We start from the raw sequence: 19,468 nt of genomic DNA on the forward strand, positions 1-19,468 counted from the left end.
TCACATGTGGTTGACTTCGTCGGGCAGCGTGTAGAACGTCGGATGGCGATAGATCTTGTCGCCCGCCGGCTCGAACATCTCGGCCTTCTCGTTCGGATCGGACGCGGTGATCGCCGCCGACGGCACGACCCAGATGCTCACGCCTTCCTGGCGGCGCGTGTAGACATCGCGCGCCATGCGCAGCGCCATCGACGCGTCGGCCGCGTGCAGGCTTCCGCAGTGCTTGTGGTCGAGCCCCTGCTTGCTGCGCACGAAGACTTCCCAGATTGGCCATTCCTTGTTCATCGCTTTCTCCTGAATCTCCTGAATACGGACCGCGGCGGCCGCGCTTTTCGCGCGCCATGCCGGTCATGCCGCTTGTTGCTGCGCGCGGCGGCGGCGCTTTTCCTCGTGCGCGAGCGCGGCTTCGCGAACCCACGCGCCGTTCTCGTGCGCCTTCACGCGGGTGGCGAGGCGCTCCTTGTTGCACGGGCCGTCGCCGTTGACGACGCGCCGGAATTCGTCCCAATCGAGCGCGCCGTAGTCGAAATGGCCGCGCGTGTCGTTCCACTTGAGGTCCGGATCGGGCAGCGTGACGCCGAGCACCTTCGCCTGCTCGACTATCGCGTCGACGAACTTCTGTCGAAGATCGTCGTTCGAGATCCGCTTGATCCCCCATTTGGCCGACTGGTTGCTATGGACGGAATCGGCGTCGGGCGGGCCGAACATCATCAGCACGGGCCACCACCAGCGGTTCACTGCGTCCTGCACCATCGCGCGCTGCGCGCCGGTGCCCTTCATCATCGCGAGCAGCGCGTCGAAGCCTTGCCGTTGATGGAACGATTCCTCCTTGCAGACGCGGATCATCGCGCGCGCATACGGGCCATACGTGCAGCGGCAGAGGGGAATCTGGTTCATGATCGCGGCGCCGTCGACGAGCCAGCCGATCACGCCGACGTCCGCCCACGTGAGGGTCGGGTAATTGAAGATGCTCGAGTACTTGGCCTTGCCGGCGTGAAGCGCGTCGATCAGCGCGTCGCGCGACACGCCGAGCGTTTCCACGGCGCTATAGAGGTAGAGGCCATGACCGGCTTCGTCCTGGACCTTCGCGAGCAGGATCGCCTTGCGCTTGAGGCTGGGCGCGCGCGTGATCCAGTTGCCTTCCGGCAGCATGCCGACGACTTCCGAGTGCGCGTGCTGCGAAATCTGCCGCACGAGCGTCTTGCGGTACGCGTCGGGCATCCAGTCCTGCGGTTCGATCTTGCCGTCGGCGGCGATGACGGCATCGAATCCGGCCTGTTCGGGCGAATCGGCGGCGGCATCGAGCGGCGCGACGTTGCCGGGGATGTCGAGGGATTGCGTGTACATGGCGATGTTCTCGTCCAGGTGGAATGTTCACGCAGTATAAACCAACCGACCGGTCGGTTAATAGATCATTTTAGCGGACGGGCGAGATTCGCAGTTGGTGCGACGACGATTTGCCGCGGACGCGACGGTTGTGCCGCGCATGAGCGAGCCGTGCGTGCTTTGGGGCGGATGGCTGGCTCCCATCTCCGGATTCCGGATGCGCCAGACAGATAGATAGACTTACTGTCGACGACCGACGATTGGAAATTGGCGATCACCAAGAAGTAGGAGTGGCGAACCGAAAGCAGAGAGCCGCTCCGACAAGCGTCGACAACCGCGTTCCCGCGACCGAACGGAGCGTACAAACCGAGTTCAGGCAAAATCCGAAGCTTTGCCGTGAGGAGTATCGAATGACATTCCGACGTTGGCTCTCCGCTCTTTCGTGCTGTTTCGCGCTGGCTGCATCGCCGACGGCGAGTGCCGCGCAACCGACGCGCTGGGTCGCGTCCTGGGCGACGGCGCTGCAGCCGATCCCGGATCTCGCTGCGCCGCCGCCGTTGTACCGCGCGCCGGACGTCGCGGGCCGTACGATCCGCCAGATCGTCTATCCGACGCTCGCGGGCGGGGCGATCCGCGTCCGTGTAAGCAACGCGTACGGCAAGACGCCGCTCGTGATCGACGAGATGAGCATCGGCCGGACGACGGGCGGTGCGGCGGTCGCGGCGGGCAGCTCGACGACGGTGACTTTCGGCGGCCGTCGCGAGATGGAAGTGCCGCCCGGGCAGGAGCGGGAAAGCGATCCCGTTGCATACGACGTAACGGCTGGCGAGCCGTACACGCTCAGCCTATATGTGGGAAGTCACCAGACGATGACCGTCTGGCACCGCGTGTCGAATCAGGTCAATTACGTGTCGACGCCGGGTAACCACACGAGTGACGCCGCACCCGACGCATTCCGGACGCGCTTCACGCAATCCGCGTGGATCGCCGAGTTGGCGGTGGAGGCGCCGCGATCGGGCGCGGCGACGATCGCGGCCGTCGGCGATTCGATCACCGACGGCTTGCGCTCGAGTCTGAACCGCAATCGCCGCTGGCCGGACGCGCTGGCGGCCCGGCTCGAACGCGCGGGCGCGCGCGACATTGGCGTGGTGAATCTCGGCATCAGCGGGAACCGGCTGCTGAGCGATTCGCGCTGTTACGGCGTCGCGCTCGAGCGCCGCTTCGAGCGCGACGTGCTGACGCGCGCCGGCGTGAAGGCCGCGGTGCTGCTGATCGGCATCAACGACATCAATTTCGCGGCGATGCCCGCACGTTCGGGGCTCGATTGTGACGCGCCGCATACGCAGGTCGACGCGCAATCGTTGATCGCAGGCTACCGCCGCGTGATTGCGGCTGCGCATGCGCGCGGCATCGCGGTGTTCGGCGCGACGCTGACGCCGGCGTCGTTGCCTCCGGCGCGCGAAGCGATCCGCCGCGAGGTCAACGAGTGGATTCGAACCTCGGGCGCGTTCGACGGCGTCGTGGACTTTGACGCTGCGCTGCGCGATCCGGCGAAGCCGTCGGAATTGCTGCGCCGCTATAACAGCGGAGACGACATCCATCCGAGCGACGGAGGGTATGCGGCGATGGCCGACGCGGTGCCGCTGGACCGGTTGGTGGCTGCGGCCGGGCGCCGCTGAACGCGCAGCGTGGACGTGGCATGCGGCGGCCACGCAAGAAATTTAAACGGGACCCTCAAAAAGGGCTTGCGCGGGGGAGGGGATGTGCTTAGAATCACGCCTCTTTCGCGCTGCGGCGAACGCGGCGCGAAGGGGGAAGTGGGAAGTCTTGAGCTCAGGCAGTACGGTCGACCGCGAGGACGAACGGGAGCGCGAGGCGGCGATGATGAAGTTTCGATGGCGCGGCGGTAAAAAAGATGTTGACGCGCTGCGAATAAGTGATCATAATCTCATTTCTCTGCTGCTGACAACGCAGCGCTGCTGAGAAGGCGGTGGAAAGTGGTGAAATCTTCTCGCAGATATGCTCTTTAACAATGAACAGCCGATAAGTGTGGGCGCTTGATGTGGCGGACGATCTTCGGATCGCGAGCAAAAGTATCAAGAGTCTCACACAAAAGTAAGCCAGGTTTGTGAAGCAATTCACGACCTGTCAGCTTTGAGTGAGCGACCGGTTGGAAACAACCGAAAACAGTAACAGGCATTGAACTGAAGAGTTTGATCCTGGCTCAGATTGAACGCTGGCGGCATGCCTTACACATGCAAGTCGAACGGCAGCGCGGACTTCGGTCTGGCGGCGAGTGGCGAACGGGTGAGTAATACATCGGAACATGTCCTGTAGTGGGGGATAGCCCGGCGAAAGCCGGATTAATACCGCATACGATCTGAGGATGAAAGCGGGGGACCTTCGGGCCTCGCGCTATAGGGTTGGCCGATGGCTGATTAGCTAGTTGGTGGGGTAAAGGCCTACCAAGGCGACGATCAGTAGCTGGTCTGAGAGGACGACCAGCCACACTGGGACTGAGACACGGCCCAGACTCCTACGGGAGGCAGCAGTGGGGAATTTTGGACAATGGGCGCAAGCCTGATCCAGCAATGCCGCGTGTGTGAAGAAGGCCTTCGGGTTGTAAAGCACTTTTGTCCGGAAAGAAATCCTCTGCCCTAATATGGCGGGGGGATGACGGTACCGGAAGAATAAGCACCGGCTAACTACGTGCCAGCAGCCGCGGTAATACGTAGGGTGCGAGCGTTAATCGGAATTACTGGGCGTAAAGCGTGCGCAGGCGGTTCGCTAAGACCGATGTGAAATCCCCGGGCTCAACCTGGGAACTGCATTGGTGACTGGCGGGCTAGAGTATGGCAGAGGGGGGTAGAATTCCACGTGTAGCAGTGAAATGCGTAGAGATGTGGAGGAATACCGATGGCGAAGGCAGCCCCCTGGGCCAATACTGACGCTCATGCACGAAAGCGTGGGGAGCAAACAGGATTAGATACCCTGGTAGTCCACGCCCTAAACGATGTCAACTAGTTGTTGGGGATTCATTTCCTTAGTAACGTAGCTAACGCGTGAAGTTGACCGCCTGGGGAGTACGGTCGCAAGATTAAAACTCAAAGGAATTGACGGGGACCCGCACAAGCGGTGGATGATGTGGATTAATTCGATGCAACGCGAAAAACCTTACCTACCCTTGACATGGTCGGAATCCTGCTGAGAGGCGGGAGTGCTCGAAAGAGAACCGGCGCACAGGTGCTGCATGGCTGTCGTCAGCTCGTGTCGTGAGATGTTGGGTTAAGTCCCGCAACGAGCGCAACCCTTGTCCTTAGTTGCTACGCAAGAGCACTCTAAGGAGACTGCCGGTGACAAACCGGAGGAAGGTGGGGATGACGTCAAGTCCTCATGGCCCTTATGGGTAGGGCTTCACACGTCATACAATGGTCGGAACAGAGGGTCGCCAACCCGCGAGGGGGAGCCAATCCCAGAAAACCGATCGTAGTCCGGATTGCACTCTGCAACTCGAGTGCATGAAGCTGGAATCGCTAGTAATCGCGGATCAGCATGCCGCGGTGAATACGTTCCCGGGTCTTGTACACACCGCCCGTCACACCATGGGAGTGGGTTTTACCAGAAGTGGCTAGTCTAACCGCAAGGAGGACGGTCACCACGGTAGGATTCATGACTGGGGTGAAGTCGTAACAAGGTAGCCGTATCGGAAGGTGCGGCTGGATCACCTCCTTTCTCGAGCTTAAATCCGCGAAGTTGAGCGCTCACGCTTATCGGCTGTGAATCAGGACAGACTCAGGGGTCTGTAGCTCAGTCGGTTAGAGCACCGTCTTGATAAGGCGGGGGTCGTTGGTTCGAATCCAACCAGACCCACCAATTGTCTGGCGAGAAGGGAACCTGAGTGTCTCTGTACGGGGGCATAGCTCAGCTGGGAGAGCACCTGCTTTGCAAGCAGGGGGTCGTCGGTTCGATCCCGTCTGCCTCCACCACAATCTTCAATGACAAGCGTTCGACTTGAGTCGAATCTTTGTCCTTGGCGATTGAGCCAGTCAGAGTGATGCAGGCAACTGTATCGGCTGTCGTTCTTTAACAATCTGGAAGAAGCAAGTAATTTGGATAGCGGAAGCGTCTTTGAGATGGACGTGGAAGTTATCCGGGTTGTGATTGTATCGATGTATCTCAAGATGATTCGAACCGCAAGGTTGAACTCATACTTGGAATACGGCACAACGCGAGAACTCAACCTGTAACGTACTTTGTATCGGATCCTCGTAAGCGCTAAAGCGCTAACGATGATCGAGAGACAGACTCGTTATAGGGTCAAGCGAACAAGTGCATGTGGTGGATGCCTTGGCGATCACAGGCGATGAAGGACGCGGTAGCCTGCGAAAAGCTACGGGGAGCTGGCAAACGAGCTTTGATCCGTAGATGTCCGAATGGGGAAACCCACTCCTTTTGGAGTATCCATGACTGAATACATAGGTCATGTGAGGCGAACGCGGTGAACTGAAACATCTAAGTAACCGCAGGAAAAGAAATCAACCGAGATTCCCAAAGTAGTGGCGAGCGAAATGGGAAGAGCCTGTACTCTTTATTTGTATTGTTAGCCGAACGCTCTGGAAAGTGCGGCCATAGCAGGTGATAGCCCTGTAGGCGAAAACAGTATGAAAGAACTAGGTGTACGACAAGTAGGGCGGGACACGTGAAATCCTGTCTGAAGATGGGGGGACCATCCTCCAAGGCTAAATACTCGTGATCGACCGATAGTGAACCAGTACCGTGAGGGAAAGGCGAAAAGAACCCCGGGAGGGGAGTGAAATAGATCCTGAAACCGCATGCATACAAACAGTCGGAGCCTCTTCGGGGGTGACGGCGTACCTTTTGTATAATGGGTCAGCGACTTACGTTCAGTAGCAAGCTTAACCGAATAGGGCAGGCGTAGCGAAAGCGAGTCCGAATAGGGCGTTCAGTTGCTGGGCGTAGACCCGAAACCAGGTGATCTATCCATGGCCAGGATGAAGGTGCGGTAACACGTACTGGAGGTCCGAACCCACTAACGTTGAAAAGTTAGGGGATGAGCTGTGGATAGGGGTGAAAGGCTAAACAAACCTGGAAATAGCTGGTTCTCTCCGAAAACTATTTAGGTAGTGCCTCGTGTCTCACCTTCGGGGGTAGAGCACTGTCATGGTTGGGGGGTCTATTGCAGATTACCCCGCCATAGCAAACTCCGAATACCGAAGAGTGCAATCACGGGAGACAGACATCGGGTGCTAACGTCCGGTGTCAAGAGGGAAACAACCCAGACCGCCAGCTAAGGTCCCCAAATATGGCTAAGTGGGAAACGAAGTGGGAAGGCTAAAACAGTCAGGAGGTTGGCTTAGAAGCAGCCACCCTTTAAAGAAAGCGTAATAGCTCACTGATCGAGTCGTCCTGCGCGGAAGATGTAACGGGGCTAAGCCATATACCGAAGCTGCGGATGCGTGCTTGCACGCATGGTAGGAGAGCGTTCCGTAAGCCTGCGAAGGTGCACTGTAAGGTGTGCTGGAGGTATCGGAAGTGCGAATGCTGACATGAGTAGCGATAAAGGGGGTGAAAGGCCCCCTCGCCGTAAGCCCAAGGTTTCCTACGCAACGTTCATCGGCGTAGGGTGAGTCGGCCCCTAAGGCGAGGCAGAAATGCGTAGCTGATGGGAAGCAGGTCAATATTCCTGCACCGTCGTTGGATGCGATGGGGGGACGGATCGCGGAAGGTTGTCCGGGTGTTGGAAGTCCCGGTCGCTGCATTGGAGAAGGCGCTTAGGCAAATCCGGGCGCAGGATTCAAGGGTGTGGCGCGAGCTCCTTCGGGAGCGAAGCAATTGGAAGTGGTTCCAAGAAAAGCCTCTAAGCTTCAGTCTAACGATGACCGTACCGCAAACCGACACAGGTGGGCGAGATGAGTATTCTAAGGCGCTTGAGAGAACTCGGGAGAAGGAACTCGGCAAATTGGTACCGTAACTTCGGGATAAGGTACGCCCTGGTAGCTTGAGAGGCCTGCGCCTCGAGGGTGAAGGGGTTGCAATAAACTGGTGGCTGCGACTGTTTAATAAAAACACAGCACTCTGCAAACACGAAAGTGGACGTATAGGGTGTGACGCCTGCCCGGTGCCGGAAGATTAAATGATGGGGTGCAAGCTCTTGATTGAAGTCCCGGTAAACGGCGGCCGTAACTATAACGGTCCTAAGGTAGCGAAATTCCTTGTCGGGTAAGTTCCGACCTGCACGAATGGCGTAACGATGGCCACACTGTCTCCTCCCGAGACTCAGCGAAGTTGAAGTGTTTGTGATGATGCAATCTACCCGCGGCTAGACGGAAAGACCCCATGAACCTTTACTGTAGCTTTGCATTGGACTTTGAACCGATCTGTGTAGGATAGGTGGGAGGCTATGAAACCGGAACGCTAGTTTCGGTGGAGCCGTCCTTGAAATACCACCCTGGTTTGTTTGAGGTTCTAACCTTGGCCCGTGATCCGGGTCGGGGACAGTGCATGGTAGGCAGTTTGACTGGGGCGGTCTCCTCCCAAAGCGTAACGGAGGAGTACGAAGGTACGCTAGGTACGGTCGGAAATCGTGCTGATAGTGCAATGGCATAAGCGTGCTTAACTGCGAGACCGACAAGTCGAGCAGGTGCGAAAGCAGGTCATAGTGATCCGGTGGTTCTGTATGGAAGGGCCATCGCTCAACGGATAAAAGGTACTCTGGGGATAACAGGCTGATACCGCCCAAGAGTTCATATCGACGGCGGTGTTTGGCACCTCGATGTCGGCTCATCTCATCCTGGGGCTGTAGCCGGTCCCAAGGGTATGGCTGTTCGCCATTTAAAGAGGTACGTGAGCTGGGTTTAAAACGTCGTGAGACAGTTTGGTCCCTATCTGCCGTGGGCGTTGGAAGTTTGAAGGGGGCTGCTCCTAGTACGAGAGGACCGGAGTGGACGAACCTCTGGTGTACCGGTTGTGACGCCAGTCGCATCGCCGGGTAGCTATGTTCGGAAGAGATAACCGCTGAAAGCATCTAAGCGGGAAACTCGCCTTAAGATGAGACTTCCCCGGGGACTTGATCCCCTTGAAGGGTCGTTCGAGACCAGGACGTTGATAGGTCGGGTGTGTAAGCGCAGTAATGCGTTCAGCTAACCGATACTAATTGCCCGTAAGGCTTGATCCTATAACAAGTCTGTCTCGATAGCCGTTAGCGCTTCAGCGCTTACGGATATCGAGCGTCGAGTGCAAGGCACTCGACGTACAGCGGTTGAAGTACCGCGTATGTGTGAGATACAACCTCACAACCCAAAATTACTGCTTCTTCCAAGATTGGTTGCGCTGCCAAGCAGCGCAACAACCCTCTTTGCCTGATGACCATAGCGAGTCGGTCCCACCCCTTCCCATCCCGAACAGGACCGTGAAACGACTCCACGCCGATGATAGTGCGGATCCCCGTGTGAAAGTAGGTAATCGTCAGGCTCCTCCTCTTGAAACCCCCGCCCCTCACAGGCGGGGGTTTCGCCTTTTACTCGTCGGGATTCAGTTCACCAGTATGCTCTGGCATGACATGTCACTGGCGCGAGTCTCCGTAATCGAACGCTTCCATTCACAAGAACTGCGTTTTCGAGTTGAACGAGTTGTGAGCGGCCTCGCCCGCGGCTAAAGCTGCGGAAAATGAATGGCCCATCAAGGCTGAGTGCTCTTGGTAATCTGACAACCTATCTCCGCTCTCCTGTCTTTGGCGGAATGCCGGCGAACAATGCCGATCTGATCTTGAACTGAACGCGTACTCACGGCACACGATCGTTGCCGCGGAAAGAAAAGGGCGTCTCAAATTTCCGTCAAGCCAAGCATTCGGAATGCTTCCGTGATCGATTTACCGAAGGCTGACGGGCACGATCGCACGAAGACAATCGAATCACCAGCTCGCGCGAGCGACAACAAATGAAGATGCCGCGCCGTCTCCGAATTGCCTCCGGCAACCTCGACGTGACCGAGGACATCGCCTGGCAACCCGCTGCGCGACCCAGGCTCGAGCGTCGCAGAGCTATTGCGCGTTGAACGTCGCTCATCTGCGCCATGAAACTGTGTGCTGACATCCCTGATCAACCCTGCTAGCGACGATTCGCATTCGGGGCCGGATCTTTGATTCGAGCTTCGCATCCCCGGTGACTTCTTTTTTCGCGCACGGCCGCCGTTTGGCACTTGGCGGCGTTCCTCCAACACCGTATGATTCAGGACTTCCATTTTCCGGCGCGTTTTCACCGGGCAGACGGAAGCGACGAAAGGAAAGGCGGTACCAGACGCCCCGTTCGATTCAGTAGCGCACAAGCTTGGCCCTGTTGCCGAGGAGATGACAACTGAAAAGCGGCGGCGCAGATCGGACGACGTCAGCGCGGTCGAAGAAGACGCAAAATAATTTCAACGAAGCGCTTGACACGAATTCGATGTACCCCCATAATTGTCAGTTCTCTACGGAGGGGTGCCCGAGTGGCTAAAGGGGGCAGACTGTAAATCTGTTGGCTTACGCCTACGTTGGTTCGAATCCAACCTCCTCCACCAAGACATAGCACGGAGCGGTACAGGGAATTGTTGCTGGCCCTTGCGGGTGTAGCTCAATGGTAGAGCAGAAGCCTTCCAAGCTTACGACGAGGGTTCGATTCCCTTCACCCGCTCCAGTCCAGGCAGTTGAGGCATAAAGCGCCCATGTGGCTCAGTGGTAGAGCACTCCCTTGGTAAGGGAGAGGTCGGCAGTTCGATCCTGCCCATGGGCACCAGCAGGTAGTCAGTGTCTGTTTGCGCGCGGCGCAACATGTGAAATTCCTTTCGGGAGTTGAAAATGGCCAAGGAAAAGTTTGAGCGGACCAAGCCGCACGTGAACGTTGGTACGATTGGTCACGTTGACCACGGCAAGACGACGCTGACGGCAGCGATCGCGACGGTGCTGTCGGCGAAGTTCGGCGGCGAGGCGAAGAAGTACGACGAAATCGACGCGGCGCCGGAAGAAAAGGCGCGCGGCATCACGATCAACACGGCGCACATCGAGTACGAAACGGCGAACCGCCACTACGCGCACGTCGACTGCCCGGGCCACGCCGACTACGTGAAGAACATGATCACGGGCGCCGCGCAGATGGACGGCGCGATCCTGGTGTGCTCGGCCGCGGACGGCCCGATGCCGCAAACGCGTGAGCACATCCTGCTGGCGCGTCAGGTCGGTGTGCCGTACATCATCGTGTTCCTGAACAAGTGCGACATGGTGGACGACGCGGAGCTGCTCGAGCTGGTCGAAATGGAAGTGCGCGAACTGCTGTCGAAGTACGACTTCCCGGGCGACGACACGCCGATCATCAAGGGTTCGGCGAAGCTGGCGCTGGAAGGCGACAAGGGCGAGCTGGGCGAAGTGGCGATCATGAACCTGGCGGACGCGCTGGACACGTACATCCCGACGCCGGAGCGCGCGGTCGACGGTGCGTTCCTGATGCCGGTGGAAGACGTGTTCTCGATCTCGGGTCGCGGCACGGTGGTGACGGGGCGCGTCGAGCGTGGCGTGATCAAGGTCGGTGAGGAAATCGAAATCGTCGGCATCAAGCCGACGGCGAAGACGACCTGCACGGGCGTGGAAATGTTCCGCAAGCTGCTGGACCAGGGTCAGGCGGGCGACAACGTCGGTATCCTGCTGCGCGGCACGAAGCGCGAAGACGTGGAGCGCGGCCAGGTGCTGGCGAAGCCGGGTTCGATCACGCCGCACACGCACTTCACGGCTGAAGTGTACGTGCTGAGCAAGGACGAAGGCGGCCGTCACACGCCGTTCTTTAACAACTACCGTCCGCAGTTCTACTTCCGCACGACGGACGTGACGGGCTCGATCGAGCTGCCGAAGGACAAGGAAATGGTGATGCCGGGCGACAACGTGTCGATCACGGTGAAGCTGATTGCGCCGATCGCGATGGAAGAAGGTCTGCGCTTCGCCATCCGTGAAGGCGGCCGTACCGTCGGCGCCGGCGTCGTCGCCAAGATCATCGAGTAAGCCAGTTACTCGATGATCGACAGTTTGGGGATCGGCGTTAGCCGATCCCAACATGGTCTAGGGGTATAGCTCAACTGGCAGAGCGTCGGTCTCCAAAACCGAAGGTTGGGGGTTCGATTCCCTCTGCCCCTGCCACATAAGCCACGTTCTTCTGCGTGGCGTTTGTTTTAGAGTGTTATGGCGAATCCTTCCGTCGAAACTGTTAATACCTCCGGCGATAAGCTGATGCTGGCCCTGGGTGTATTGTTGGTCTTGGCCGGATTTGCGGGCTTCTTCTTGCTCGGTGGCAAGGAGTGGTATATCCGCGGCGCTGCTTTGGCAGTGGGGGTGATCGCCGGTGTGGGCGTTGCGCTGGTGTCGCTTCCTGGCAAGGGCTTCATTGCTTTTGCGAAGGATTCGTATCGCGAGGTGCGCAAAGTCGTTTGGCCCACGCGCAAGGAAGCCACGCAAACCACGCTCGTCGTCTTCGGTTTTGTGCTGGTCATGGCGCTCTTTCTCTGGATAAGCGATAAATCCATCGAATGGGCGATTTTCTCGGTGATTCTGGGTTGGAAATGATATGAGCGATACTCCGGCATCCCCGAGCGGAAAGCGTTGGTACGTCGTGCACGCCTACTCCGGTATGGAGAAGAGCGTGCAACGTGCGCTTCAGGAGCGCATCGAGCGTGCCGGCATGCAGGACAAGTTCGGCCAGATCCTGGTTCCGACCGAGGAAGTGGTTGAAGTCAAGGGCGGTCACAAGGCAGTGACCGAGCGTCGTTTCTTTCCCGGCTATGTGCTGGTCGAAATGGAAATGACGGACGAAACGTGGCACCTCGTGAAAAACACCGCGAAGGTCACCGGTTTCGTCGGCGGGGCGCGCAATCGCCCGAGCCCGATTTCCCCGCGGGAAGTCGAAAAGATCATGTCGCAGATGCAGGAAGGCGTGGAGAAGCCGCGCCCGAAGACCCTGTTCGAAGTCGGCGAGATGGTGCGCGTGAAGGAAGGCCCGTTCACGGACTTCAACGGCACGGTCGAGGAAGTGAACTACGAAAAATCGAGAGTTCGCGTGTCGGTCACCATCTTTGGTCGCGCGACGCCGGTCGAATTGGAATTCGGCCAGGTCGAAAAGGTTTGAGCAAGTTCAGGTGGGCAGCTCCGGGAGCTGCCCACCTTCGCGCTTACGGCCCGCGTTAATTGGCCGTTGAGGAGCGCCAGTAGTCTCAGGACGAACCCGCGTTATCACTCACCGAACGCTTTCATGCGTTCCAACGAGGTTTCAAATGGCAAAGAAGATTGTCGGCTTTATCAAGCTGCAGATTCCTGCAGGTAAAGCCAACCCGTCGCCCCCCGTCGGTCCGGCGCTGGGCCAGCGCGGCCTGAACATCATGGAGTTCTGCAAGGCGTTCAACGCACAGACTCAAGGCATGGAGCCGGGCCTTCCGGTGCCGGTCGTCATCACGGCATACGCGGACAAGAGCTTCACGTTCGTGATGAAGACGCCGCCCGCGACGGTTCTGATCAAGAAGGCCGCGAAGGTCGACAAGGGCTCGAGCAAGCCCCACACCGACAAGGTCGGCAAGATCACCCGCGCACAAGCGGAAGAAATCGCGAAGACCAAGATGCCGGATCTTACGGCGGCTGATCTCGACGCGGCCGTTCGCACCATCGCTGGTAGCGCACGCTCGATGGGCATCACTGTGGAGGGCGTGTAAATGGCCAAGATCTCGAAGCGCCGTCAGGCATTTGCCGCTAAGGTCGATCGTCAGAAGCTGTATCCGATCGACGACGCACTCGCTCTCGTGAAGGAATGCGCGAGCGCGAAGTTCGACGAGTCGATCGACGTCGCAGTTCAACTCGGCATCGATGCGAAGAAGTCGGACCAGGTCGTTCGCGGTTCGGTCGTGCTGCCGGCCGGTACCGGCAAGTCGGTTCGTGTCGCCGTGTTCGCGCAAGGCGAGAAGGCCGAGCAAGCGCGCGCCGCAGGCGCCGAAGTGGTCGGCATGGAAGATCTCGCCGAGCAGATCAAGGCCGGTCAAATGGACTTCGACATCGTGATCGCTTCGCCGGACACGATGCGTATCGTCGGTACGCTCGGTCAGATCCTCGGCCCGCGCGGCCTGATGCCGAACCCGAAGGTCGGCACGGTCACGCCGGATGTCGCGACCGCGGTGAAGAACGCGAAGGCGGGTCAAGTGCAGTTCCGCGTCGACAAGGCCGGTATCATCCACGCGACGATCGGCCGTGCATCGTTCGAGCCGACCGCGCTGCGCACGAACCTGTCCGCGCTGATCGAAGCGCTGCAGAAGGCGAAGCCGGCAACGAGCAAGGGCGTGTACCTGCGCAAGATCGCGCTGTCGAGCACGATGGGCGTCGGCGTTCGCGTCGACCACGGCTCGCTGGCTGCGCAGTAAGCGAAGTATCCGGGCCGCTTCGATGAGAAGCGGCCCAAAAGGGCTTTGGGCGGTCGTTCGAAGAAGCATCGTCGAATGGCCGGTTATCAAAGACCGTTGGTGGGAAAGCAGCAGTCGGGCGATCCCTTAATGCAAGCCAACGCAGATGGCGAACCCGAAAAAGTTTTGCAGTGGTGAAGCGGGAGATCGGCGAGCAATCGACGGTTTTCAGCGGAAATACTCCTAACGAGTCGGACGCCGTTGTTGAACGAGGTGCGTGACGCGTCATGCGAAGCGCATCGTTTCTGGAGGCTAACCGTGCCGCTTAATAGAGAAGACAAGCAAGCCGTCGTTGCTGAGGTCGCCGCGCAAGTCGCGAAGGCCCAGACCGTTGTGCTCGCTGAGTATCGTGGAATTGCGGTTGGCGATCTGACCACGCTGCGCGCGAAAGCGCGTGAGCAGAAGGTTTACCTGCGCGTTCTGAAGAACACGCTGGCGCGCCGCGCCGTCGAAGGTACGCCGTTTGCTCCGCTGGCAGAGCAGATGACTGGCCCCCTGATCTACGGCATCTCGGAAGATGCCATTGCTGCTGCAAAGGTCGTCAACGACTTCAGCAAGAGCAATGACAAGTTGGTCATCAAGGCTGGTTCGTTCGATGGCAAGGTGATGGACAAGGCTGGCGTGCAAGCGCTCGCCAGCATCCCGAGCCGCGAAGAACTGCTCTCGAAGCTGCTGTTCGTCATGCAGGCGCCTGTTTCGGGCTTCGCGCGCGCACTGGCTGCGCTCGCCGAGAAGAAGCAGGCGGAAGCTGCTTAAGCGAACGCACATCAGCGTCACTGATCGCTGGCTGTATCCGAATTCAATTTAGGAGTATTTCAAATGGCAATCGCAAAAGAAGACATCCTGGCAGCAGTCGAAGGGATGACCGTTCTGGAACTGAACGAGCTGGTCAAGGCGTTCGAAGAGAAGTTTGGCGTGTCGGCTGCTGCTGTTGCAGTCGCGGGCCCGGCAGCCGGCGGCGCCGCTGCTGCTGCTGAAGAGAAGACCGAGTTCACGGTCGTTCTGGCTGAAGCGGGCAGCAACAAGGTTTCGGTCATCAAGGCCGTTCGCGAAATCACGGGCCTGGGCCTGAAGGAAGCGAAGGACCTCGTCGACGGCGCACCGAAGCCCGTCAAGGAAGGCGTCGACAAGGCTTCTGCAGAAGAAGCCAAGAAGAAGCTGGAAGACGCGGGCGCGAAGGTCGAACTCAAGTAAGTTCACGCGCGCTGTGCGAAGGCTGGCGGTTTTTCACCGCCGGCCTTTTTGTGCTTTGTGGAGGCAGTGTTTTGACACTCTTTGAAGAGGTCGGACGAGCGCCCACAGAAGCCAAAGAAAACCGCCCATCCACCGACGATCGGCGATTCTCTTTGTCTTCTGAAGCGACTGCAGAAGGCAAGTTTGGTCGGGCAGCGGGCAACACAGGCATCCGCTGCCGTCAGCCAGCGGTTGGTAGCGGCCAACCACCAAGCTTCTCGGCTCGTGCCGTCGGACGGCCATCGGGTCTCAGTCGGTGAACACTCGGGTTTGACACGTCCAGGTATCCCGCCTCGATAGCGCCCGTCGTGATTCGGAGATCGTATGCAATATTCCTTCACCGAGAAGAAGCGTATTCGCAAGAGTTTCGCGAAGCGCTCCATCGTTCACCAAGTGCCTTTCCTGCTGGCCACCCAGCTTGAATCATTCAGCACATTTCTGCAAGCCGATGTGCTGCCCGCGCAACGCAAGTCCGAGGGGTTGCAGGCCGCCTTCACATCGGTGTTTCCCATCGTCTCGCATAACGGCTTCGCTCGTCTCGAGTTTGTGAGCTATGCGTTGTCGTCGCCGGCATTCAACATCAAGGAATGCCAGCAGCGCGGCCTGACCTATTGCTCGGCATTGCGCGCGAAGGTGCGCCTCGTGCTCCTCGACAAGGAGTCGCCGAACAAGCCCGTCGTCAAGGAAGTGAAGGAACAGGAAGTGTACATGGGCGAAATTCCGCTCATGACGCCGACCGGTTCGTTCGTCATCAACGGCACCGAGCGCGTGATCGTGTCGCAGTTGCACCGTTCGCCCGGCGTGTTCTTCGAGCACGACAAGGGCAAGACGCACAGCTCGGGCAAGCTGCTGTTCTCCGCGCGGATCATTCCGTACCGCGGTTCGTGGCTCGACTTCGAATTCGATCCGAAGGACGTGCTGTACTTCCGCGTCGACCGTCGTCGCAAGATGCCGGTCACGATCCTGCTGAAGGCGATCGGCCTCACGCCGGAGCTGATCCTCGCGAACTTCTTCGTCTTCGACAACTTCACGCTGATGGACGAAGGCGCGCAGATGGAGTTCGTGCCCGAGCGCCTGCGCGGTGAAGTGGCCCGCTTCGACATCACCGATCGCGAAGGCAAGGTCATCGTCCAGAAGGACAAGCGGATCAACGCGAAGCACATTCGCGATCTCGAAACCGCGAAGACCAAGTACATCTCGGTGCCCGAAGACTATCTGCTCGGCCGCGTGCTGGCGAAGAACGTCGTCGACGGCGACACGGGCGAAGTGATCGCGAACGCGAACGACGAGATCACGGAAGGCGTGCTCGAGAAGCTGCGCGAGGCGAAGATCAAGGAAATCCAGACGCTCTATACGAACGATCTGGACCAGGGGCCGTACATTTCGTCGACGCTGCGTGTCGACGAAACCGTCGACAGGACGGCCGCGCGCATCGCGATCTACCGGATGATGCGCCCGGGCGAGCCGCCGACGGAAGAAGCCGTCGAGGCGCTCTTCAACCGCCTGTTCTACAGTGAAGACGCGTACGACCTGTCGAAGGTCGGCCGCATGAAGTTCAACCGCCGCGTCGGCCGTGACGAAATCACCGGCCCGATGACGCTGCAGGACGACGACATCCTCGCGACGATCAAGATCCTCGTCGAGCTGCGCAACGGCAAGGGCGAAGTGGACGACATCGACCACCTCGGCAACCGGCGCGTGCGCTGCGTCGGCGAACTGGCGGAAAACCAGTTCCGCGCGGGCCTCGTGCGCGTCGAGCGCGCGGTGAAGGAGCGCCTCGGCCAGGCCGAAAGCGAAAACCTGATGCCGCACGACCTGATCAACTCGAAGCCGATTTCGTCGGCGATTCGCGAGTTCTTCGGTTCGTCGCAGTTGTCGCAGTTCATGGACCAGACCAACCCACTGTCGGAAATCACGCACAAGCGCCGTGTTTCCGCACTGGGCCCGGGCGGTCTCACGCGCGAGCGCGCGGGCTTCGAAGTCCGCGACGTGCACCCGACCCACTACGGCCGCGTGTGCCCGATCGAAACGCCGGAAGGTCCGAACATCGGTCTCATCAACTCGCTCGCACTGTATGCGCACCTGAACGAATACGGCTTCCTCGAGACGCCGTACCGCAAGGTCGCCGACAGCAAGGTGACCGACCAGATCGATTATCTGTCGGCGATCGAGGAAGGCCGCTACATGATCGCGCAGGCGAACGCCGCGATCGGTGAAGACGGCACGCTCGTCGACGAACTGGTGTCGTCGCGTGAAGCCGGCGAAACGATGATGGTCACGCCGGACCGCATCCAGTACATGGACGTTGCGCCGTCGCAGATCGTGTCGGTTGCGGCCTCGCTGATCCCGTTCCTCGAGCACGACGACGCGAACCGTGCGCTGATGGGCTCGAACATGCAGCGTCAGGCCGTGCCGTGTCTGCGTCCGGAGAAGCCCGTCGTCGGCACCGGCATCGAGCGCACCGTGGCGGTCGACTCGGGCACGACGGTGCAGGCGCTGCGCGGCGGCGTCGTCGACTATGTCGACGCGGGCCGTATCGTCATTCGCGTGAACGATGACGAAGCGGCCGCGGGCGAAGTCGGCGTCGACATCTACAACCTGATCAAGTACACGCGTTCGAACCAGAACACGAACATCAACCAGCGTCCGATCGTGAAGATGGGCGACAAGGTCTCGCGCGGCGACGTGCTGGCCGACGGCGCGTCGACGGACCTGGGCGAGCTCGCGCTCGGCCAGAACATGCTGATCGCGTTCATGCCGTGGAACGGCTACAACTTCGAGGATTCGATCCTGATCTCGGAGCGTGTCGTCGCGGACGATCGCTACACGTCGATCCACATCGAAGAGCTGAACGTGGTCGCTCGCGACACGAAGCTCGGGCCGGAAGAAATCACGCGCGACATCTCGAACCTCGCGGAAGTCCAGCTCGGCCGTCTCGACGAATCGGGCATCGTGTACATCGGCGCGGAAGTCGAAGCGGGCGACGTGCTGGTCGGCAAGGTCACGCCGAAGGGCGAAACCCAGCTCACGCCGGAAGAGAAGCTGCTGCGCGCGATCTTCGGCGAGAAGGCGTCGGACGTGAAGGACACGTCGCTGCGCGTGCCGTCGGGCATGAGCGGCACGGTGATCGACGTCCAGGTCTTCACGCGTGAAGGCATCCAGCGCGACAAGCGCGCGCAACAGATCATCGACGACGAACTGAAGCGCTACCGTCTCGACCTGAACGACCAGCTCCGCATCGTCGAAGGCGACGCGTTCCAGCGTCTCGCGCGCATGCTCGTGGGCAAGGTCGCTAACGGCGGTCCGAAGAAGCTCGCTAAGGGCACGAAGATCGACCAGGCCTACCTGGAAGACCTCGACCACTATCACTGGTTCGACATCCGCCTGGCGGACGACGAAGCGGCCGCCCAGCTCGAAGCGATCAAGAACTCGATCGAAGAGAAGCGCCACCAGTTCGACCTCGCGTTCGAAGAGAAGCGCAAGAAGCTCACGCAAGGCGACGAACTGCCGCCGGGCGTGCTGAAGATGGTCAAGGTGTACCTCGCGGTGAAGCGCCGTCTGCAGCCCGGCGACAAGATGGCCGGCCGTCACGGTAACAAGGGCGTCGTGTCGAAGATCGTTCCGGTCGAAGACATGCCGTACATGGCCGACGGCCGTCCGGCCGACGTCGTGCTGAACCCGCTCGGCGTGCCGTCGCGGATGAACGTGGGTCAGGTTCTGGAAGTGCATCTCGGCTGGGCCGCGAAGGGCCTCGGCTGGCGTATTGGCGAAATGCTGCAACGTCAGGCGAAGATCGAGGAGCTGCGCGTGTTCCTGACGAAGATCTACAACGAGTCGGGCCGCGCGGAAGATCTGGAAAGCTTCACCGACGACGAGATCCTCGAGCTCGCGAAGAACCTGCGCGAAGGCGTGCCGTTCGCGACGCCGGTGTTCGATGGTGCGACCGAGGAAGAAATGTCGAAGATGCTCGACCTCGCGTTCCCGGACGACATCGCCGAACAGCTCGACATGAACCCGTCGAAGAATCAGGTGCGCCTGTACGACGGCCGCACGGGCGAGCCGTTCGAGCGCCGCGTGACGCTCGGCTACATGCACTACCTGAAGCTGCACCACCTCGTCGACGACAAGATGCACGCGCGCTCGACGGGCCCGTACTCGCTCGTCACGCAGCAGCCGCTCGGCGGCAAGGCGCAGTTCGGCGGCCAGCGTTTCGGTGAAATGGAAGTGTGGGCGCTCGAAGCGTATGGCGCTTCGTACGTGCTGCAGGAAATGCTGACGGTGAAGTCGGACGACGTGACCGGCCGGACCAAGGTTTATGAAAACCTGGTCAAGGGCGACCATGTCATCGATGCCGGCATGCCCGAGTCGTTCAACGTGTTGGTGAAGGAAATCCGGTCGCTCGGTATCGACATCGACCTGGACCGGAACTAAAAGG

Annotated in this window: 13 protein-coding genes, 6 tRNA genes and 3 rRNA genes; 18 read left to right on the top strand and 4 right to left on the bottom strand. The window is 59.6% G+C overall.

The window, feature by feature from the left end; all coding sequences use genetic code 11:
• Both paaB and paaA read right to left on the bottom strand, forming a co-directional pair.
• Nucleotides 1–285 (bottom strand): 1,2-phenylacetyl-CoA epoxidase subunit PaaB, encoded by a 285-nt coding sequence (gene paaB, locus AQ610_RS01405; protein ID WP_006023751.1) that lies wholly within the window; start codon nt 283–285, stop codon nt 1–3.
• 63 nt (nt 286–348) lie between these two features.
• On the bottom strand, nt 349–1,347 hold the full coding sequence (gene paaA, locus AQ610_RS01410) for a 1,2-phenylacetyl-CoA epoxidase subunit PaaA (protein WP_006023750.1): 999 nt from the start codon (nt 1,345–1,347) through the stop codon (nt 349–351).
• 389 nt (nt 1,348–1,736) lie between these two features.
• Here paaA and AQ610_RS01415 point away from each other — a divergent pair, with 389 nt between their 5' ends.
• Nucleotides 1,737–3,005 (top strand): SGNH/GDSL hydrolase family protein, encoded by a 1,269-nt coding sequence (locus AQ610_RS01415; RefSeq protein ID WP_009913857.1) that lies wholly within the window; start codon nt 1,737–1,739, stop codon nt 3,003–3,005.
• A gap of 154 nt (nt 3,006–3,159) precedes the next feature.
• Here AQ610_RS01415 and AQ610_RS36715 read toward each other — a convergent pair whose 3' ends face one another.
• Nucleotides 3,160–3,435: a hypothetical protein gene (locus AQ610_RS36715; RefSeq protein ID WP_162486741.1), complete on the bottom strand. Its 276-nt coding sequence runs from the start codon at nt 3,433–3,435 to the stop codon at nt 3,160–3,162.
• A 92-nt stretch (nt 3,436–3,527) separates the two neighbouring features.
• Here AQ610_RS36715 and AQ610_RS01425 point away from each other — a divergent pair.
• The 5 genes from AQ610_RS01425 to rrf all read left to right on the top strand — a co-directional run bounded on the left by AQ610_RS01425 (nt 3,528) and on the right by rrf (nt 8,817).
• Nucleotides 3,528–5,058, top strand: a 16S ribosomal RNA gene (locus AQ610_RS01425).
• Between the two features lie 64 nt (nt 5,059–5,122).
• A tRNA-Ile gene (locus AQ610_RS01430) sits at nt 5,123–5,199 on the top strand.
• Nucleotides 5,200–5,236: 37 nt separating this feature from the next.
• Nucleotides 5,237–5,312, top strand: a tRNA-Ala gene (locus AQ610_RS01435).
• 329 nt (nt 5,313–5,641) lie between these two features.
• Nucleotides 5,642–8,521, top strand: a 23S ribosomal RNA gene (locus AQ610_RS01440).
• Nucleotides 8,522–8,704: 183 nt separating this feature from the next.
• A 5S ribosomal RNA gene (gene rrf / locus AQ610_RS01450) occupies nt 8,705–8,817 on the top strand.
• The 16S, 23S and 5S rRNA genes sit together here with 2 tRNA genes alongside, the layout of an rRNA operon.
• A gap of 351 nt (nt 8,818–9,168) precedes the next feature.
• On the opposite strand, the gene AQ610_RS35705 is transcribed toward rrf, so the two are convergent.
• On the bottom strand, nt 9,169–9,585 hold the full coding sequence (locus AQ610_RS35705; RefSeq protein WP_156436712.1) for a hypothetical protein: 417 nt from the start codon (nt 9,583–9,585) through the stop codon (nt 9,169–9,171).
• A 229-nt stretch (nt 9,586–9,814) separates the two neighbouring features.
• On the opposite strand from AQ610_RS35705, the gene AQ610_RS01455 reads away from it, so the two are divergent.
• The 12 genes from AQ610_RS01455 to rpoB all read left to right on the top strand — a co-directional run bounded on the left by AQ610_RS01455 (nt 9,815) and on the right by rpoB (nt 19,464).
• Nucleotides 9,815–9,900, top strand: a tRNA-Tyr gene (locus AQ610_RS01455).
• Between the two features lie 42 nt (nt 9,901–9,942).
• Nucleotides 9,943–10,016, top strand: a tRNA-Gly gene (locus tag AQ610_RS01460).
• 24 nt (nt 10,017–10,040) lie between these two features.
• Nucleotides 10,041–10,115 (top strand) — tRNA-Thr (locus AQ610_RS01465).
• Nucleotides 10,116–10,177: 62 nt separating this feature from the next.
• Nucleotides 10,178–11,368, top strand: coding sequence for an elongation factor Tu (gene tuf / locus AQ610_RS01470; protein WP_015601108.1), 1,191 nt, complete (start codon nt 10,178–10,180; stop codon nt 11,366–11,368).
• 59 nt (nt 11,369–11,427) lie between these two features.
• Nucleotides 11,428–11,503, top strand: a tRNA-Trp gene (locus AQ610_RS01475).
• A gap of 42 nt (nt 11,504–11,545) precedes the next feature.
• Nucleotides 11,546–11,926 carry a preprotein translocase subunit SecE gene (secE, locus tag AQ610_RS01480; RefSeq protein ID WP_043283414.1) on the top strand — a complete coding sequence of 127 codons (381 nt, stop codon included), beginning with the start codon at nt 11,546–11,548 and terminating at the stop codon, nt 11,924–11,926.
• A gap of 1 nt (nt 11,927) precedes the next feature.
• Nucleotides 11,928–12,485, top strand: coding sequence for a transcription termination/antitermination protein NusG (gene nusG, locus AQ610_RS01485; RefSeq protein ID WP_004525645.1), 558 nt, complete (start codon nt 11,928–11,930; stop codon nt 12,483–12,485).
• Nucleotides 12,486–12,630: 145 nt separating this feature from the next.
• On the top strand, nt 12,631–13,062 hold the full coding sequence (gene rplK, locus AQ610_RS01490) for a 50S ribosomal protein L11 (RefSeq protein ID WP_004198368.1): 432 nt from the start codon (nt 12,631–12,633) through the stop codon (nt 13,060–13,062).
• Nucleotides 13,063–13,761, top strand: a complete 699-nt coding sequence (gene rplA / locus AQ610_RS01495; protein ID WP_006029837.1) for a 50S ribosomal protein L1 — start codon at nt 13,063–13,065, stop codon at nt 13,759–13,761.
• A 297-nt stretch (nt 13,762–14,058) separates the two neighbouring features.
• Nucleotides 14,059–14,556 carry a 50S ribosomal protein L10 gene (gene rplJ, locus AQ610_RS01500; protein ID WP_006400668.1) on the top strand — a complete coding sequence of 166 codons (498 nt, stop codon included), beginning with the start codon at nt 14,059–14,061 and terminating at the stop codon, nt 14,554–14,556.
• Between the two features lie 63 nt (nt 14,557–14,619).
• On the top strand, nt 14,620–14,994 hold the full coding sequence (rplL, locus tag AQ610_RS01505) for a 50S ribosomal protein L7/L12 (RefSeq protein ID WP_006029839.1): 375 nt from the start codon (nt 14,620–14,622) through the stop codon (nt 14,992–14,994).
• Between the two features lie 363 nt (nt 14,995–15,357).
• On the top strand, nt 15,358–19,464 hold the full coding sequence (rpoB, locus tag AQ610_RS01510) for a DNA-directed RNA polymerase subunit beta (protein ID WP_006029840.1): 4,107 nt from the start codon (nt 15,358–15,360) through the stop codon (nt 19,462–19,464).
• Nucleotides 19,465–19,468 lie beyond the last annotated feature (4 nt).

It is taken from the genome of Burkholderia humptydooensis (assembly GCF_001513745.1).
Classification (GTDB): Bacteria; Pseudomonadota; Gammaproteobacteria; order Burkholderiales; family Burkholderiaceae; genus Burkholderia; species Burkholderia humptydooensis.